This is a genomic window from Francisella sp. 19S2-4, from assembly GCF_036281795.1.
In the GTDB taxonomy this organism is placed as follows: Bacteria; Pseudomonadota; Gammaproteobacteria; order Francisellales; family Francisellaceae; genus Francisella.
The window spans coordinates 1-19,191 of the sequence record NZ_JAWUZH010000042.1; the positions used below are offsets into that span (position 1 = coordinate 1).

Genomic DNA, 19,191 nt, shown 5'->3' on the forward strand with positions numbered 1-19,191 from the left:
AAATACTAATATCTGTAACATCTGTATTTTACAAAATATATCTAACAATTTGGGATATTAATTCAACAGTCTTTATTTTTAATTTTTACTAAAGTTTTACTTTTTAATTCAATTTAAAAATGTATAATTTGTGGCAATAACTAAACCAAATCCAATTCCCCAATGAGCAACAAGGTACTAGACAGATATTATACAAATAATAGACATATTTGGGTGCTAGTTTTATCTGGTGCTCTTGTGGGAATCATGATTGGTTTAATAGCAACAGCCTTTCAGTTGCTTCTAGACCTAATATTTAAATATAAAAAAGATCTTTTTTCACTTTGTGGTAACGATATTGTATTAAAAGTATTAATTTCTATAATAATTACTCTAACCATGGTGGTCATATCAATATTTATCGTTAGAAAATTTGCTACAGAAGCAGGTGGAAGTGGTATCCAAGAAGTTGAGGGAACTCTTAAAGGTTGTAGAAAGTTACGCAAAAGAGTAGTACCTGTAAAATTCGTTAGTGGACTTTTCTCTCTAGGCTCTGGATTAAGCTTAGGAAAGGAAGGCCCATCTATCCATATGGCTGCAGCTATAGCTCAAGTGTTTGTTGATAAGTTTAAGCTAACTAAAAAATACGCTAACGCAGTAATATCTGCTGGTGCTGGTGCTGGTCTAGCTGCTGCATTTAACACACCTCTATCTGGAATAGTCTTTGTAATAGAGGAGATGAACAGAAAGTTTAGATTTAGTGTATCTGCAATCAAATGCGTTATTGTCGCATGTATTATGAGTACTATTGTTACTAGAGCTATAATGGGAAACCCTCCTGCGATAAGAGTTGAAACATTTAGTTCTGTACCACAGAATACTCTATGGCTTTTTGTAGTTTTGGGAATTGTCTTTGGATATTTTGGACTACTTTTTAATAAATCTTTAATTAAAGTTGCCAACTACTTTTCTAATGGATCAAAAAGAAGATATTGGATTCTTGTTGTAATTGTCTGTGTAGTATTTGGTACAGGTGTTGTTTTTGCCCCTAACGCTGTTGGTGGTGGATACATAGTTATAGCAAATGCTCTTGATTATAATCTTTCTATAAAAATGCTCTTAGTTTTGTTTGCAATACGTTTTGCTGGTGTAATCTTTTCTTATGGTACAGGCGTCACAGGTGGCATATTTGCGCCGATGATTGCTTTAGGGACTGTTTTTGGACTTGCTTATGGACTCGCTGTAAATCAGCTTTTCCCACAGTACAATGTTGAAGCAGGTGTTTTTGCTGTTGCTGGGATGAGTGCACTATTTACTGCTACAGTTGGAGCTCCTTTAACAGGTATTACTTTAGTAATTGAGATGACTTGGAACTACCAGCTATTACTTCCTCTTATGATAACTTGCCTTAGTGCATCTATGCTGACATATATTCACCATCAAAAACCAATATATGATACTCTACTTAGACGAACTATCTCTAATGAAAGAAAGCAACAGGAGAAGCTAAAGAGTGAGCGAAATCAAAAACCAGTTACAGATACTTCAGAACAAACTATCTCAAAAGAAGAAATATAATCACGCTATATCTTTAATGCATTGGGATCTTGAAACAGAGACTCCCAAAAACTCAATCAAAACAACATCAGAAGTTCTTGGATTTTTTAGTGAAAAAGTTTATGAAACTATCAATAATGATGAATTAGACAACTGCTTAGATTACTTAAATAAAAACTATTCTCAGCTGGATGAAATCAATAAAAGAATTATATATCTAACAACTAAAGAAAAAAATAAGCTTAGTAAAATACCTAAGCAAGAATATGTTGAATATAACAAGATACTATCTCAAGCACAAAATATTTGGGTAGAGGCTCGTCAAAGTAATAACTTTGAAATATTTGAGCCATTTTTAGAAAAGATACTAGATTATCAGAAGAAATATATTCAACGAATAGGTTATTCAGAACACCCTTATGATGTATTACTTGATGAATATGAAGAAGGGATGACTGTCTCTAAGTTAGAACCTTTCTTTAATAGTTTAAAAGAGAAAATAGTTCCTTTATTAGAAAAAATAAAATCTGCTGAGCAAGTAGATACATCATGTATTGATCAAGAATATGATATTGAGAAGCAGAAAAAATATTCTCATAAGATAGCAAAACAGCTAGGCTTTGATTTTAATAGCGGAATTCTGAAAGAAAGTGCTCATCCTTTTACACTAAACTTCAATAAATATGATGTACGGATGACAACTCGTTATATTAAAGATCTTTTTACATCATCACTATTTAGTACAGTTCATGAAACTGGTCATGCTATGTATGAGCAAAATATTGGAGATAATATTTATGATACAATCCTTGGTACTGGAGTAAGTTTAGGTATACATGAATCACAATCGCGTTTCTATGAAAACCTAGTAGGTAAAAATAAATCATTTTGGCAAGCAAACTATAAAGACCTTCAAAACATATTCCCTGAAAACCTTGATAAAGTTGATATTGACAGTTTTTATAACGCTATCAATAAAGTTAGTCCAAGTCTAATTCGTGTTGAGGCTGATGAGCTAACTTACTCTCTACATATACTTGTGCGTTTTGAAATAGAAAAAGAAATATTTGAAAAGGATATTCCTATTAAAGATCTACCAAAACTTTGGAATGATAAATATCAAAAGTATTTGGGAATTACACCTGATGATTATACTAATGGTATCTTACAGGATGTCCACTGGGCAGCTGGCTTATTTGGCTATTTCCCAACCTATGCTCTAGGTAGTGCTTACGCTTCTCAAATATTTCACTATATGAATAAAGAGTTTGATGTTAATCAAGCTATCAAACAAAATAATCTGGATTTAATTCTTAAATTCCTAAATAAAAACATTCACACTTTTGGTAATCTAAAACCTGCAAATGATGTGATATATAACATGTGTGGTGAACACCTAAATGCAAAACATTATATAGACTATCTAGATAATAAATTTTCTACAATTTATAAACTTAAATAATATTTAATATTACTCTATCATCTATCCTAGCCTTTAGTAAAAATATTAGCGATAATATAAAATAATAAAATTAATTAATAAGAATTTACAATGTCAAAACTAAATGCTTATTTTGGAGAGTTTGGAGGTCAGTTTGTTCCTCAAATACTTGTTCCTGCTCTTGATCAACTCGAGCAAGAATTTATAAAAGCACAAAGTGATGTATCTTTTGAAAAAGAGTTTAAAGAACTTTTGCAAGAGTATGCAGGCCGTCCAACAGCCCTTACAAAAACTAAAAATATAGTTAAAAACACAAAAACTAAACTGTATCTAAAACGTGAAGATCTATTGCACGGTGGTGCTCATAAGACCAATCAAGTTCTTGGTCAAGCATTACTTGCTAAAAGAATGGGCAAGAAAGAGATAATCGCTGAAACAGGTGCTGGTCAACATGGTGTAGCAACAGCTTTAGCTTGCGCCCTACTAGACCTAAAATGTAGAGTATATATGGGGGCTAAAGATGTTGAGCGCCAAAGTCCTAATGTTTTTAGAATGAAGTTAATGGGAGCAGAAGTTATACCAGTTCATAGCGGCTCAGCAACTCTAAAAGATGCCTGTAATGAAGCTCTTAGAGACTGGTCAGCAAACTATAGCAAAGCTCATTATCTACTTGGTACTGCAGCAGGACCACACCCATTCCCTACTATTGTAAGAGAATTTCAAAAAATGATAGGTGAAGAAACAAAACAACAAATTCTAGCTAAAGAAGGTAAGCTGCCAGATGCTGTAATTGCCTGTGTCGGCGGTGGCTCAAATGCTATTGGCATGTTTGCTGATTTTATTGATGAAAAAAATGTGCAGCTAATAGGTGTAGAACCTGCTGGTAAAGGTATAGAAACAGGAGAGCACGGAGCTCCTTTAAGACATGGTAAACTAGGAATCTTCTTCGGAATGAAATCTCCTCTGATGCAAGATATAAATGGCCAAATAGAAGAATCATATTCAATATCTGCTGGCTTAGACTTTCCATCTGTTGGACCTCAGCATGCACATTTACAATCAATAGGTCGAGCTGAATATGTTTCAGCCACAGATGATGAAGCTCTAGATGCATTTAAACTCCTTTGCCGAAAAGAAGGAATTATCCCAGCATTAGAGTCATCTCATGCTCTTGCTTATGCACTAAAGCTGGCTTTTGAGAATCCTGATAAAGAACAAATACTTGTCGTTAACCTCTCGGGGCGAGGAGATAAAGATATCTTCACAGTCCATGATATTTTAAAACAAAGAGGAGAGGTAGAATAATGAATCGTTATAATAGTTTGTTTGATAAGTTAAAATCTAGGAATGAAGGAGCTTTTATCCCCTTTGTAACAATTGGGGATCCAAATAAAGAGCTATCTTTTGAAATCATAGATACCTTAGTTCAATCTGGTGCTGATGCTTTAGAGCTAGGAATACCATTTTCTGATCCCCTAGCAGATGGACCAACTATACAAGAAGCGAATATTAGAGCTCTAGATAGTAATGTAACACCGAATGATTGTTTTGAGATTTTAGCTAAAATTAGAAATAAATATCCAGAGATCCCAATAGGTTTACTACTATATGCAAATCTTGTATATGCAAATGGTATAGAAAATTTCTATACAAAATGCCTAAATGCAGGTGTAGACTCTATATTAATAGCTGATGTACCAGCTCATGAGTCTAAAGAGTTCCGAGATATCGCTAAAAAAATAGGTATATCTCAAATATTTATTGCTCCACCTGATGCTGATGAAAAAACTTTAAAACAAATATCTGAGCTTGGTAGTGGCTATACTTATCTACTTTCAAGAGTTGGCGTAACAGGTGCTGAAACTGCTGCAAATATGCCAGTTGAAGAAGTACTTGCAAAACTTGAAGAATATAAAGCTCCTAAACCAATACTAGGCTTTGGGATATCAACTCCAGATCAAGTAGCTAAAGCTATAAATGCTGGTGCTACAGGAGTGATTTCAGGCTCAGCTACTGTTAAAATAATCCAAAATAATTTATCAGATAAAAATAAGATGCTTACGCAACTTAGTAACTTTATCAAAGGTATGAAATCAGAAACTAAATTAAAATGAAAAAAGTTATATTCTTAGCTTTAGCCCTTATATTTATATTCAATAAAGTAGACGCTCAAAGTTCTCTTAATAATTACACAGTCGTAAAAATCATACATGATAATAAAAACTTCAACTATGTGGCCATATCAAGGATATACAAGAAATATCCTAATGTAATGTTTTTAACAATGCGAGGCGGTGGAATTACATCTCTTGATATTAGCGATTCTTCAGACCCTAAAAACATCAAACTTATCAAAGGTTATAAAGTACCAGGCTTCAATGGTGAATTTTCTTTACTTCACGATAAAGTATATACTCAGAATAAAAAAGTATACGTTGCAGCAACCTCAGCTCTTACAAATAAATTAGTAATAATTGAGATAACAGACAACAAACCCAAATTCATAAATTCTATAAAAACTGTCAAAGGTATAGAAGGTATATATGTTAAGAAATACGACAATCATGTATATGCCATAGTTGGAGGGTTTTTTAGTAACTCTATTGAAGTCCTTGATATTACAAACCCTAAAGATATTAAGCATATAAAAACTCTAACAAAATCATATTATCTACAAATGTGTCCAAGTACGACAAAAAATGCTAACATACTTTTTATGGCTCTTTGGGGTGATAAGTGTGGTAGACTAGCTAGTTTTGATATTACAGATCCAGCTAATATTAAAGAACTAAGTCATACATGCTCAATAGAATCAGCTAAAGCTAATAGGGTTAGAGTCAGTGGGAACTATGCCTTTCTACCTCTAGAACAAGGAAATACTGGTGCATTTAGTATAATTGATATATCTAACCCATATAACTTAAAACAAGTTGCTATAATAAAAGATATTCCGAATATAAAAAAATCATACACCCTAAGTGTAAAAGATAATTATATTTACATTTTTGGCTCAAAAAATAATAATTTAGCTGTTCTAAAACTCAAGGGCTAAAATCGATTAAGCTTTAGCTCTTTTCTTTGAAGATTATAAATTTTTCGCCAACTAATATAGCCATAGATAGCATTTATAAGAGCAACTAGTTTTGTAATAATTACAGGAATAATAGCTATTGTTATAACTGAATCTAATATTCCATCAACCCATATTGAAATAGTTAAAACATCAACTGTTAGCCATAATATCCAGAACTCTTTATAAAGCAATACTGTTAGTATAAAAGCTACTATTGAAGTAACTTCAACTATAGCATCTGCAACTAGACCAACATTTTGACCAAAATATAGATGTAAAACAAAATACCCATATATAGTCGATACTACGGCTATAAAAATTAAAATACTTATAAAATGAGTTCTTGTCAGCATTTTGATTTTAATTTGTTTTTCTTTAGTTGTGTTTTTGGGTCTAGTCCAATTATACCAACCATAAAACTGTACAGGACACAGGAACAATACTGCTAAAAGTAGCTGTCCATATACATGATTCTGATATGAAATAACTGCATACATAACAGCACCAATAAGCCCTAAAACATAATTAAAGACCTTTCCCTTTGCAGCTAAGATTAAATTAGTAATACTAATAATTGAGAATATTAATATGAAAGAGCCACTACCACTGATAAAAGCTACGATTATTGTCAGTACAATACAACTAACTAGCCAAGCAACTTCTTTTTTGCTCCAACCAGTAAGGGTATTTTCTAATATTGTCATCATACGGAAAGGCTCCAGATATTTAGAGTAACTATTTTAAGGATGTTAACTATTTGCTACAAGCATTATTTTACTGATTCTTCATTAATATTAGATTTACTAATTTTACTTGTTATATATTTAGCTAAAACCTTATGAGCATAACTACTAGGATGTACCTGTCCAGCAAAGAGATAGTTATCATATTTACCGCTTATATAATCTTTAGGAATACAAGTAAGTGCATTTGGTCCATTAAAATCACACGCAGACTGTGTCACATTAGAAAATTGATATGTTGTATTATCTACTTCTATTTTTTTATTTTTAACAATTGTATTAAAAAACTGTTGAGAATCTATAATGTTTATACCCTTTGGTAAAAGATCTTTCTTTAACTCATTATTAAATACCTTAGATAAAGAGTTAAATAATGATACTTTAAAACTATGTAAATCTTTGCCATTATCTGTTGCTGTCGGTGTTATTCCTAAATCAGGCAAATTGATAACATATATATTATTTGCCTTTGCTCCATGTTTAATTAGATAATCTGTGTCATATGCAATATCTTTTGCCGCATTAGTCATACCTTTTACAGCACTTGGAATAGATACTTCACCTGTTATTAAATATTTAGCTAAAAAGTAGAATTTCTTTAATGTTGATTGATTATTTGCAAAGTTACCCAACTGTAAAAAAGCATTATTTGCCCCTCCCCAAATAATATAGATAGTGTTTGGCTTTTCTTTATTATTATGTTGTTTTAGATAGCTATCAATCTGGTTATATTTCTCAACTATAGTATTACAGGTTTCTCCAGTTCTTAATGGTCCTATAGGTGGTGGAGTATAATCATTTCCATTCCCAATACCCTTACAAACTGTAGTTGCTCCACCAGCTGCATAATTATTACCATCTAGAAATGGTTTTACAGACTTACCTACATTTTCTTTGGGGGTGAAAATATTATTTGGCAAAGATACCTTTTGATTACTCACTTCTAGATATTGTGGCCATACAGTATGATTACTATTAGGACTAGAATAAGTAGATTGCTTAACTTTTTTTGAACTTCCTGGTATTACGGGCCAATTCTTATCAATATTATGGAAATTATTTGCATAGCCAGAATCGCTTAGACTATCTCCAAAAATTACAATGTTTTGGGGAGTATTGCCAAAAGAGTTATACCCAAATAGAACTATAACGATAAATGACAAAAGACATTTTTTTAGCATAAAAATACTTCATATATAATTAATGAAACAATAATACTTAAACAATTTTATAAAAGCCATTACTCTTTAATAACGAGCTTTCTCTAGAAGCTTTTTATAATTTTCTGAACTATTTTTTCGAGATATATAAAATACAAAAACTATACTTATAACTATCGCTAAAAGAGTAAACTTAAAAGTACAAAGTATTAGAGACAATGCCGTTATAGAAGCTCCTTGAAAAGTCTTTTTAATACTTCTTCCGAACAAAAAAGGGGTTATTGAAAAATAGATAGCGACCCCTTCTATTAAAAAAACCATACATTTCATAAATATGCTATTTTCTTGAGTTTGCAAGGATAATAACAATATAAGAATCCAAAATATATTCTTTCATAGCAACTTTAAATATTGCTTAATTACTTGAAAAATATCTAATTGTCCTTAGATATATAGCAGATAATATTTCATTAGGGGGAAAAATTAATGGATATAAATAAGTTTACGATAAAGTTACAAGAAGCTCTTGCTGAAGCTCAGTCCTATGCTTTCCAACAAAAAGCAACTGAGTTTACATCAGCACACATGCTAAAAGCTCTCTTGGAACAAAATGATAGTGTTGCAATAGCAATATTAAGTGTTTGTGGAGTTAATACGCAAAACTTTATAAAAGCTGTAAATGATATGGTTGATGGTGTTGCAGTATTATCTGGAGAAGGTAATCCTCAAATAGCTCCATCGAGAGATTTGATAGCTACATTACATAGAATGCAAGATTTAGCAAATAAAAATGGTGATGAGTTTATATCAAGCGAGATCTTTTTATTAGCATCGCTAGAAGATAAAAGTTTAACAGGATTATATAGTAAATTTAATATTACAAAAGAAAAGCTTACAAAAGCAGTCAATGATTATCGCGGAGGTGAAAAAGTGAGTAGTCAAAATCAAGAAGATATGAAAGGTGCATTAGACAAATATACTGTAGATCTAACAGATCTAGCTAAAAAAGGTAAAATTGATCCAATTATCGGTAGGGATAGTGAGATCCGTAGAACTATACAAGTCCTACAAAGAAGAACAAAAAACAACCCAGTTTTAATTGGTGAACCAGGTGTTGGTAAAACAGCTATTGTTGAAGGTCTAGCTCAGCGAATAATAAATAATGAAGTCCCAGAGGGTGTAAAAGGTAAAAAAGTTCTATCTCTAGATATGGGTGCATTATTAGCTGGAGCTAAATTTAGAGGAGATTTTGAAGAGCGTTTAAAATCTGTACTAAAAGAGCTAGCAAAACAAGATGGTAATGTGATTCTATTTATAGATGAATTACACACTATGGTTGGAGCAGGTAAAGCAGAGGGCTCTATGGATGCTGGTAACATGCTTAAACCAGCTTTAGCACGTGGTGAGCTAAAATGTGTTGGGGCAACAACTTTAGATGAATATCGTGAGTATGTTGAAAAAGATCCTGCACTTGAAAGAAGATTCCAAAAGGTGCTAGTTGATGAACCAACTGTTGAGGACACTATTGCTATTCTTAGAGGTTTAAAAGAAAGGTATGAGCTACACCATGGTGTAAATATAACAGACTCTGCTATTGTTAGTGCGGCTACCTTATCACATAGATATATAACAGATAGGCAACTTCCTGATAAAGCTATTGATTTAGTAGATGAAGCAGCTAGCCAAATCCGTATGGAAATAGACTCTAAACCTGAAAAAATGGAGAGCTTATACCGTAGAATTATTCAGTTAAAAATGCAACGCGAGCAGCTAAAAAAAGAAAAAGATGAAGCAACTAAAAAACGTCTAGAAATTCTTGAAGAAGAAATAAAAGGATTAGAATCTGAGTATAAAGGCTTCGAGGAGCTTTGGAAGGCTGAAAAGCTTAAGATGCAAGGCACAAGTAAGTTAAAAGAAGAGCTTGAGAAAGCTAAGTTTGAGCTGGAGAAATACCAAAGAGCTGGTGATTTGAGCAAAATGGCTGAGCTACAATACGGCAAAATTCCAGAACTTGAAGCTCAAATTAAACAAATTGAAAATACTGAAGCAGAACCTTCTGAAAATAAACTTGTAAGAACATCTGTTACAGAAAATGAGATTGCTGATGTAGTTTCTAAAGCTACTGGAATACCTGTATCTAAGATGATGGAAGGAGAGAAAGATAAACTTCTAAATATGGAAAGCTTCCTACATAAAAGAGTAATTGGTCAAGATCAAGCTATAAAAGCAGTATCTAATGCTGTGAGAAGATCTCGCTCTGGATTATCAGATCCAAATAGACCTATAGGTTCATTTATGTTCTTAGGCCCAACAGGTGTAGGTAAAACTGAGCTTACAAAAGCATTAGCAGAATTCTTATTTGATGATAAAGATGCAATGCTTAGAGTGGATATGTCTGAGTTCATGGAGAAGCATTCTGTAGCTAGGCTAATCGGAGCTCCTCCAGGATATGTTGGTTATGAACAAGGTGGTTATTTAACTGAGCATGTTAGAAGAAAACCTTATTCTGTAATCTTACTAGATGAGGTTGAGAAAGCTCATGCAGATGTGTTCAACATCTTACTACAAGTATTAGATGATGGGCGACTAACAGATGGTCAAGGTAGAACAGTAGACTTTAAAAACACTGTAATAGTTATGACTTCAAATCTTGGCTCACATAGAATCCAAGAAATGCAAGGTCAAGATTATGACACAGTCAAAGATGCCGTAATGGAGATGGTACTTAGTCACTTCAGACCTGAATTTGTAAATAGGGTTGATGATGCTATAGTGTTTGAACCTCTAAACAAAGAGATGATAACTGAAATAGCTAAAATACAAATTAAGCGTTTAGAAAAACGTCTAAGAGATCTAAATATAGGCTTAGAAGTAACTGCTAAAGCTATGGCTAAATTAGCTGACGCTGGTTTTGACCCTGTATTTGGTGCTAGACCACTTAAACGAGCTATCCAAAATAACTTAGAGAACCCTCTTGCACTTAAACTGCTAGATGGAGAGTTTAAGGCTGAAGATAAGATAGTTGTTGATGTAAATACTGATAACAATATAGTTTTTTCTAAGTAAAATAAAATTTTGCATATTCTTGATATTTGATCTCATGCAATCAAAATTTTCAGCAATATCTCTAATTATTTTTTAAGTTTAAATTTGCAGCTTTTATATATTGTTGCCAATCATAATTTGTTAAGTCATGTCCTCCAGTTCTTATATGATAACTAACAATACCTATAACCGGGTTATTTACTTTAGGTTGTGATTTAGGAAGATTTACATTTTCTCCATACAGCTTATATACAGGAGCAGTCGCTTTAGTTGCTAAAAATGCTCCTTTTGGATCTGCCCATTGATCATCCTCAGCACTCGCCACATATAATGGTCTTGGTGCTATTAAGTCTAATAACATATGTTGATCAACTGGTAAGGCGTTTGTATCTTTATTATATTCTTTAAACTTGCTTGTGAACCAATAAGGAAACTCCGTATTTATTGAATATAAAGTTTCTCCATAATTACGTCTTGATAAGCTTGCTCCGCCTGTACCTGAATCATTTGATATAACCATAGCAAACTTTTGATCTAAAGCTGCTGCCCATAGAGCTGTTTTACCTAGCCTTGAATGTCCAAAAACTATTATCTCTTTTTGATTTACAAGAGGCTCTTGTTTTAAAGCATCCGAGATATTTATAAGTCCCCACGCCCATAAGCTAATAGCAGAATATTTTTTATAATCTTTTATGCTTTTTGAAACATTTGTATAAAGTTTTTCGGCATTATCTGGTGCAATATCTCCATAATATGCGGTAACTAAACCATAACCATTATCTATGATACTATTCAAATCAAATCGACGTGAATTAAAACCTCTTGCCTTCTCTGTAAAGTGATCATCAACTATTGTCCCTTTTGGATCTGTTGGCTTTGCACAAGTTACAGGATTAGCCCAATTTTTGTTAATTAAAATATTAGGATCAGGTGTAATACTTTGATTGCCACAAAAATTGTAACCTAAGAATATTGGATAACTTTTTTTGTTTTGTTTAGGGAAATACATTAGCAAATTAACCTTAGTTTTTCCGATATAAACAACCACTTGCTTTTCTATAGCTTTATCACCCAACGCATGATCATTTTCTTGGATAACTTTATATGTAAGTTTCAGGTTATTGCTAGGCACATTTCCATAAACATTTTCTTTAAAAAGCTGAATTATTTGCTCTCTACGCTTTTGCCATTCTTTTACTGTTTTAACTTCTGTACCATCATTCATTTTTAATGCATCAGGTAGTGTATATGGCTGAACCTTACTCTCATCATAATTAACTGGTCCTACAGCGTAGCTACTCAAAGTTATTAAGCTAACGGCTGAGAATAAAACAACTTTTTTGAAAAGAGACATACGAAGATTTTTATATGCATAATTATAGAGTATTATTTAAATATGATTTTTTATCAAGAAATTTAAATATGCATAAATTAAGTAATTTGAAAATAATGCTACTCGGCTCAGGAGAGCTTGGTAAAGAATTTATAATAGCTGCTCAAAGATTAGGCATACATACGATAGCTGTTGATCGCTATAAGAATGCTCCAGCAATGCAAGTTGCTCATGAAAGTCATGTGATAAATATGCTAAATGCCGATGAACTAGAAAAACTAATCCTAGAAAAAACACCTACTCATATAGTCCCTGAAATAGAGGCCATAAATACTGATACTTTAGTAAAGTTAGAAGCTAGAGGCTTTAATGTTATCCCATGTGCCAAAGCCACTAAACTAACTATGGATCGCCAGGGCATAAGAGCTTTAGCTGCGCAAGAACTTAATTTGCCAACATCTAAATTTGCATTTGCTAATACTGAAGAAGAGTTCCTAGATGCTGTAAAATCAATCGGCATACCTTTTGTTATCAAACCCGTAATGAGCTCATCAGGTAAAGGGCAGTCCATAGTAAAAGATTCTAACAATATAACAAAAGCTTGGGAGTATGCTCAAAGTGGCTCACGTGGTCATGCTAATGGAGTGATTGTCGAACAATTTATTGATTTTGATTATGAAATTACACTTTTAACCGTTAGGCATAAAGATGGTATATCTTTTTGTGATCCTATTGGACATATCCAACAAGATGGTGATTATCGCTTCTCTTGGCAACCACATGCTATGACTAAAAAAGCTCTAGAAAAATCACAGCAAATAGCAGAGAAAATCACTGATGCTTTAGGAGGTTATGGTATTTTTGGAGTTGAACTATTTATTAAAGGAGACAATGTTTTTTTCAACGAGGTTTCTCCACGCCCTCATGATACAGGTATGGTAACATTAATATCACAAAACATTAATGAGTTTGAGCTACATCTTCGTGCAATACTTGGTCTACCAATTCCACAAATAGAAACTCTACAACCATCTGCCTCTGCTGCGATGCTCCTTGAGGGAGAATCTGATAATCCAAATATTATTGGCATAGATAAAGCTCTAGAAATAGACAATATAGATGTCCGTGTTTTTGGTAAAAAAGAAATACATGGCAAACGTAGAATGGGTGTTATTTTAGCTAAAGGAAAAAGTGTTGAACAAGCTATAGAAGCAACTAAAAAAGCTCAAAAATGCATTCATATTTCAAAGTAGCTTATAGCTTTCTTACTAAATTTACTCCATCTCCTATAGAGATAATACAAGCCTCAACTCTAGTATCGTTATGAATAAGCTCATTTAACTGGCGAATAGTTTTTGTACTTTCTTCATTATTCTCGCCATCAGCCACTCTCCCTGACCAAAGCACATTATCAATAGCAATAACTCCTCCAGAGTTCATTAAGCTTAAAGTTTTCTCATAATAATTTATGTAATTTGCTTTATCTGCATCAATATAAGCAAAATCAAACTTCTTTCCTAGCTGTACAAATCTATCTAAGCTCTCTAATGCTGGTGCTATATTTAAGTTAATCTTATCCTCAACCCCTGCCTCTTGCCAAAATTGCTTATATGGCTCAATATATTCATAACTAATATCACAAGCTTCTATTTTTCCACCCTCAGGTAAAGCCTGTGCCATTACTAAAGTAGAAAATCCTCGAAAAACACCTATTTCTAAGATATTTTTAGCATTTATCATCTTTATAAATAAGCTTATTAACTGAAGCTGATTTGGTGAACTAAGCATATTGCTAAACTCATCATTTTTAGCTTTATTAAAAAGCTTTTCTGCTACTTTATTTAACTTTACAGAGTTCTCATCAATATACTGATTAAGATTAGAATTACTAAATAATGATTTAATTGACATTGTCCGCGGCTTCTTAGAAGAATAGCTATTTAATAAAAGTACTATAAATGATCTATGCTATGAAAAAAAGCTATATAGATAAGTTTTTAAACTCTCTTTGTAATAGAAAATGTCCAGAACCAGAATATAAGAGCATAGACGCCCCACCACTCAATGATACTTTGATTCTGATGAGTTGGAGCCATAAATATTGATACAATCATAGTTATTGCTGTAACTAATATAGCTAACCTACGTAAAATTACAGGAAGTTTATTTATCTTATCAGTATATTTATACTCAATGATTGTGTACCAAACTTGGCATAACGTCATTAAAGCAAAAAATATAGCGACACTCTTTAAATGAAATTGCATTGGTGTATTATCCCCATCAATTACAGAGGTCCCTATTACTAGCCCAATACAGCCGATAATAGCTAAAAATAATATAACCTTTCCTTGCTTAATAACTGCTTTACTATTATCACTTATTTGTACTAATAGCTGCTGTATAAAAAAGAAAATAACTGCCATAAGAGTTGCTGTAGGTATTAAGATAGCCTTTAGCATATACTTTTCATATGATGTAAATCCTGCATGTGTTATATCTGAGCATCCTGATATAAAAGGATTACATAGTACATTATGATGATCTGCTATAGATACAAGATAAGTCACAAAAAAAAGAATAGCGACAGATATCGTTGTAACAGCAATAAGTTTTCTTGGGTCAAATTCTGCTTTCATATTTTATTTAACTCTATATAGTTTCTAAAAGCTATGTTATCACTAGTTTATAGATATTTCTAACATTAAGCTAACTTCTTGATATAAAACGATTAATATTTACCTTTTGTTTATCTATGCTATAATTTGTGGGTTTTCTTTAAAAGTTATTAAGTAAAAAACGAAAGGATTTAATAAAATGCCATTTGTAGTTACTGAAAATTGTATCAAGTGTAAGTATGGTGACTGTGTAGAAGTTTGTCCTGTAGATTGCTTCTATGAAGGCCCTAATATGCTTGTAATCAATCCAGATGAATGTATCGATTGTGCTCTATGTGAGCCTGAGTGTCCTGTTGAAGCTATCAAATCTAGTGATGATCTGACTGAGAATGAAGAGCAAATGCTTGATCTAAATAGAGAATTAGCAAATACTTGGCCAAATATAGTCGAAAAATGTGAGCCTTGCGAAGATGCTGATAATTGGGCATCTGTACCTGATAAATTAAAGTATTTAGAAAAATAGTTTAAAGCTCTAAATTTCTACAAAAGTTACTTAAAATCTAATCACAAAATAATGGATAAAATAAAAATATCATAATGCTTTGAGTATTTTTTATCTTTTATTATCTTATTTTTATCGGCAGAAAGTTTCAAAAAGTGTATAATAATGAGGATAAATTTGTACCTTCATTTTATGGTACTGTAGAAAATACTAAAACTATTTTTTTTAAAGAAAATTTGTATGGAGACTATTTAATGAGGTCTTTTCTTAAAAAGATTTGGAATGTCCTAATGTGGATTAGAATGACTGCTTTTCAGCTTTACTCTTTTGCTGTAATTGGAGGCTGTAGCATTCTCATAAATATTTTTGCTTTTTTTAATCTCCCTATATCTTGGAGAATGGCGGTCTGCTATGTATGGACTTATCTTTACTGGATAGGTATGTTAGTATTCTTGCAAGTCTATATCCGTGTTACAGGTAAAGTTAATATAGACAAAGACTACCCTTGTATCTACGTTTCAAAACACCAGTCAATGTTAGAGACTTTTATGTTCTATGGCTTGGTTGGCAAGTGTCATTTTATAATGAAACAAGAACTATTTGAAGCACCTGTCTTTGGTCCGGCAATGAAAAACTTGGGCAGTATTGCTATTGATAGAGAGAAGCCAAGAGAGTCACTAAAAAAAGTTGTTACTGATGGAAAACAAAGTCTTGCTGATGGTGTAAATGTTGTAATATTTCCAGAAGGAACTAGGGTTGAAGTTGGTGAATATCCTGAATTTCAGCGTTCCGCAATGAAATTAGCCTCAGATGCGAATGTTTTTATCATACCTGTAGCACATAATTTTGGTAGATTTTTCCCAAAAAAATGGGGGCAAGTTATTAAACCAGGTATTGCTAGAATGGACTTTGGTAAGAGAATTGATCCACATGAATTTGACTCAAAACAACTTACCAGCTATTGTCACAAAGTGATAACCGAAAAAACAAAAGAGTTCAAAGGTTAAGGAAAAAAGATGAAAAAATTTATTCATCTACTATTAGTAGCAAGAATGCATATTTTTAAAATATATGCTAATGTTGTATTAGCTTTTTGTTGTACTTTAATGAATATCGTTGGTGTCTTGGGCGCATCTCTAAAGGTTAGGCTTTTTGTATGTTGGTTATGGTCATCTCTTTATAGACTAGGGGTATTTGTTCTTTTACAAATCTACGTAAAAATTGAGGGAAAAGAGAATATACCAGATTACCCATGCATATATGTTTCAAAACACCAATCTATGTTAGAAACATTTGTTTTTTATGGCTTAATTCGTAAAAGTTGTTTTGTAATGAAACAAGAGCTTTTAGACAAACCTGTCTTTGGTAAGGCTAACCATTTTGCTGAAGCAATAGGAGTAGATAGATCTAAAGGCCTCTCCGCTATTAAGAAAGTGCTAGAAGATGGTAAAGATAGAGTTAAAAATAAAGGACTTAGTATTATTATCTTCCCAGAGGGCACAAGAGTCCCTGTTGGTGAGTATCCTAAATTTCATCGTTCAGCTATGAAACTAGCAACTGTAACAGATATTCCAATAATACCTGTGGCTCATAATTTTGGAGTTTTCTTCGGACGTAAAAAAGGAGACTTTATTAAGCCAGGTATAGCAAGAATGTCTTTTGAAAAAGCCATAGATCCTAAACAATATTCCGTTGCTGAGTTAACTGATCTTTGCTACAACATTATAAATGATAAAACAAAGTCTTTTGGTGGCTAAAAGCCTACTCAATAGAAAAGTTAGTAATAATTGGATTATGATCTGATATTTTTTGACAGTCTAAAGCACATGCTTTGTCTAACTTTAAACCTCTATATAAGACAAAATCTAAATGATTTTTCTGAAAAGATTTTATTAAATCAGCTTCTTCAAGAAAAGCTACTTTAAAGTTAAACTCACGACAAAAGTCTTTTATAAGCTTAACTCTTTTTCTATTCCATGAATTAAAATCGCCAGCAATTATTATAGGATGTTTATACTTTGTTGGATTTATTACTTCTTTTATCTTTTCAAATTCATACTCATAAACTTTATTGCTTTTAAAATTTATTGCATGAATATTCACTATAACAACCTTTGTATCTTGTACATTAAGATGAGTAATCAAAGATGCTTTATGGGTATTTATAACTGATTCACGATGAGTTGTAAGTATGCGGACATTTTTTATCACCGGATAATGACTGACTGTTGCGACACCATAGTTATGTGAGCGTAAAACAATATTTGAAGCAAAATTAATATCATACCTATCTAACGGAAACCTAGTTTCATGATGATGGACAGCCTCCTGAAGACAAAAGATATCAACATTATGCTCAGCGTGAACTTGGTTAATATATGAGTTAAACACGTAAGTATTCTTATAATCTATTTTATATGTGTTCCAACTCATTAAGCAAAACCTTCTAGAGTAATCTCTCTGTGTTTCTCGATCAAACATTTAGTATTCTTATCTTTATAGTTATATTTTTATTATATATAAAATTATTAGTAGAGCCTAAATTACTTAGAACTTGTAGCAAAAAACCTTAACACTATATGGCTAAGACATTTCTTTTTAGTTAGGAAATCTTGGGGGTTGAAATATAATGTCATATTCATTTGTATAGTTCTTCAATCTTTCATATATAAAGCCTTTGAATTGCTCGAAGTGATTTAGCGAGGGTTTAAAATGCCCACTATCATTGGAAACTATAATTTGTCTTTTGAAAAATTTTATCTCACCAGCCATTAAAACATTCAACTTGTGATTTATGTTTATGTCATTTGCAAGATTCTTGTGATTTTTGGAATTAAAATCTCCATAATGAGCTAGAGTTGAATGGACTCTTCGGGCATAAGGATCCTCAGGATTCACACTCAAAGCAACTCTCATTTCCAAGTTTTCATAATTTTCATCACAATAAATTACAAAAAGATATGTGTAATTCTTTCTGAAATATGGAGATGTTGACCCAGGAATAACATCATTAAGGATATTAGGAGGGTTATTTTCACATAAAATAAAACTTTCCCCTGATAATACCTGCCTTAAGCTACTTACAACTTCTGCTTCATGTTCTAAAATACTTTCATCAGTAACTAAAGAGTCAAGTCTAAGACTATTATCAACTTTAAATCTATTGTAAAGCTGTGAATTTCTTTTTTGCTTATGATATAGATCATTGAGATTTAAGTTATCTAAATAATCTTTACAGTTTTTAATTACTTTATAATATCCTGATGATTCATAGTTTTTCTTAGAGTTCCTAATTCTTTCTGAGTAACGTTTATGCTCACCATAAGAGCCTAACTCTTGTGGCATATAACCTTGAATAAAACGAGCGTAGTAATTAAATCGTTCTGAATAACCATTTATTAGAAGAGAATATTCATTATTGATAATTTCCTTAATAGTATCGATGGATGTCTCCTTTTCTATATAGTCTCTTGTGTTTATAGCTCTTTTATTATGATGATGATTTGAAAAAATATTTGAAATAGGATTTTTTATATAACTATTTAAGAAATCTTTTAGTCTACCTTTTACTGCTACAATAGTTAACTGCATTATCATTACCTACTTTTACTTGCTGGTTTTATTAAAAGTCAATAATAATTTATAAACTTACCTAATATATGTATAGAAAAGACTGTTGAATAAATCTTTCAATTTCTATGAATAGGAATATTTTTGCTATTTTTAGTAAAAACTTAGCC

General features: G+C 32.0%; 18 protein-coding genes. 10 read left to right on the forward strand and 8 right to left on the reverse strand.

What is annotated here, in order from left to right; all coding sequences use genetic code 11:
- The first annotated feature begins 162 nt into the window (after positions 1-162).
- The 5 genes from clcA to R8535_RS08725 all read left to right on the forward strand — a co-directional run bounded on the left by clcA (position 163) and on the right by R8535_RS08725 (position 6,029).
- A complete protein-coding gene (clcA, locus tag R8535_RS08705) occupies positions 163-1,557 on the forward strand; it encodes a H(+)/Cl(-) exchange transporter ClcA (protein ID WP_329498414.1) in 1,395 nt (464 codons plus the stop codon).
- Positions 1,493-2,998 carry a carboxypeptidase M32 gene (locus R8535_RS08710; protein WP_329498416.1) on the forward strand — a complete coding sequence of 502 codons (1,506 nt, stop codon included), beginning with the start codon at positions 1,493-1,495 and terminating at the stop codon, positions 2,996-2,998. Before clcA ends, R8535_RS08710 begins: the two co-directional genes overlap by 65 nt.
- Before the next feature lie 90 nt (positions 2,999-3,088).
- Entirely contained in the window at positions 3,089-4,282 is a 1,194-nt protein-coding gene (trpB, locus tag R8535_RS08715; RefSeq protein WP_329498417.1) for a tryptophan synthase subunit beta, read from the forward strand.
- On the forward strand, positions 4,279-5,091 hold the full coding sequence (gene trpA, locus R8535_RS08720) for a tryptophan synthase subunit alpha (RefSeq protein WP_329498441.1): 813 nt from the start codon (positions 4,279-4,281) through the stop codon (positions 5,089-5,091). Before trpB ends, trpA begins: the two co-directional genes overlap by 4 nt.
- Positions 5,088-6,029, forward strand: coding sequence for an LVIVD repeat-containing protein (locus tag R8535_RS08725; RefSeq protein ID WP_329498419.1), 942 nt, complete (start codon positions 5,088-5,090; stop codon positions 6,027-6,029). Before trpA ends, R8535_RS08725 begins: the two co-directional genes overlap by 4 nt.
- Here the strand turns inward: R8535_RS08725 and pnuC are convergent.
- The 3 genes from pnuC to R8535_RS08740 form a co-directional block, all read right to left on the reverse strand.
- Positions 6,026-6,754, reverse strand: coding sequence for a nicotinamide riboside transporter PnuC (gene pnuC / locus R8535_RS08730; protein WP_329498443.1), 729 nt, complete (start codon positions 6,752-6,754; stop codon positions 6,026-6,028). The two genes, R8535_RS08725 and pnuC, sit on opposite strands and share 4 nt — an antisense overlap.
- A 65-nt stretch (positions 6,755-6,819) precedes the next feature.
- Complete coding sequence (locus tag R8535_RS08735) at positions 6,820-7,974, reverse strand: SGNH/GDSL hydrolase family protein (protein WP_329498421.1); 1,155 nt, start codon at positions 7,972-7,974, stop codon at positions 6,820-6,822.
- Between the two features lie 66 nt (positions 7,975-8,040).
- Complete coding sequence (locus R8535_RS08740; protein WP_329498423.1) at positions 8,041-8,274, reverse strand: hypothetical protein; 234 nt, start codon at positions 8,272-8,274, stop codon at positions 8,041-8,043.
- Between the two features lie 165 nt (positions 8,275-8,439).
- Between R8535_RS08740 and clpB the strand changes: the two genes are divergently transcribed.
- On the forward strand, positions 8,440-11,019 hold the full coding sequence (gene clpB / locus R8535_RS08745) for an ATP-dependent chaperone ClpB (RefSeq protein WP_329498425.1): 2,580 nt from the start codon (positions 8,440-8,442) through the stop codon (positions 11,017-11,019).
- 61 nt (positions 11,020-11,080) lie between these two features.
- Here the strand turns inward: clpB and R8535_RS08750 are convergent, their stop codons facing one another.
- Positions 11,081-12,352, reverse strand: a complete 1,272-nt coding sequence (locus R8535_RS08750; protein WP_329498427.1) for a glucuronyl esterase domain-containing protein — start codon at positions 12,350-12,352, stop codon at positions 11,081-11,083.
- A 68-nt stretch (positions 12,353-12,420) separates the two neighbouring features.
- Between R8535_RS08750 and purT the strand changes: the two genes are divergently transcribed.
- Positions 12,421-13,584 carry a formate-dependent phosphoribosylglycinamide formyltransferase gene (gene purT / locus R8535_RS08755; RefSeq protein WP_329498445.1) on the forward strand — a complete coding sequence of 388 codons (1,164 nt, stop codon included), beginning with the start codon at positions 12,421-12,423 and terminating at the stop codon, positions 13,582-13,584.
- A gap of 1 nt (position 13,585) precedes the next feature.
- Here the strand turns inward: purT and R8535_RS08760 are convergent, their stop codons facing one another.
- Positions 13,586-14,242, reverse strand: coding sequence for an O-methyltransferase (locus R8535_RS08760; RefSeq protein WP_329498429.1), 657 nt, complete (start codon positions 14,240-14,242; stop codon positions 13,586-13,588).
- Between the two features lie 86 nt (positions 14,243-14,328).
- Positions 14,329-14,970, reverse strand: a complete 642-nt coding sequence (locus R8535_RS08765) for a hypothetical protein (protein ID WP_329498431.1) — start codon at positions 14,968-14,970, stop codon at positions 14,329-14,331.
- A 178-nt stretch (positions 14,971-15,148) separates the two neighbouring features.
- On the opposite strand from R8535_RS08765, the gene fdxA reads away from it, so the two are divergent.
- The 3 genes from fdxA to R8535_RS08780 all read left to right on the forward strand — a co-directional run bounded on the left by fdxA (position 15,149) and on the right by R8535_RS08780 (position 17,208).
- A complete protein-coding gene (gene fdxA, locus R8535_RS08770; protein WP_329498433.1) occupies positions 15,149-15,472 on the forward strand; it encodes a ferredoxin FdxA in 324 nt (107 codons plus the stop codon).
- A gap of 233 nt (positions 15,473-15,705) precedes the next feature.
- Positions 15,706-16,458, forward strand: coding sequence for a lysophospholipid acyltransferase family protein (locus tag R8535_RS08775; protein ID WP_329498435.1), 753 nt, complete (start codon positions 15,706-15,708; stop codon positions 16,456-16,458).
- Between the two features lie 9 nt (positions 16,459-16,467).
- A complete protein-coding gene (locus R8535_RS08780; RefSeq protein ID WP_329498436.1) occupies positions 16,468-17,208 on the forward strand; it encodes a lysophospholipid acyltransferase family protein in 741 nt (246 codons plus the stop codon).
- Positions 17,209-17,212: 4 nt separating this feature from the next.
- Here R8535_RS08780 and R8535_RS08785 read toward each other — a convergent pair whose 3' ends face one another.
- Complete coding sequence (locus R8535_RS08785) at positions 17,213-17,932, reverse strand: endonuclease/exonuclease/phosphatase family protein (protein WP_329498437.1); 720 nt, start codon at positions 17,930-17,932, stop codon at positions 17,213-17,215.
- Between the two features lie 117 nt (positions 17,933-18,049).
- Complete coding sequence (locus R8535_RS08790) at positions 18,050-19,042, reverse strand: hypothetical protein (protein ID WP_329498439.1); 993 nt, start codon at positions 19,040-19,042, stop codon at positions 18,050-18,052.
- Positions 19,043-19,191: the final 149 nt, after the last annotated feature.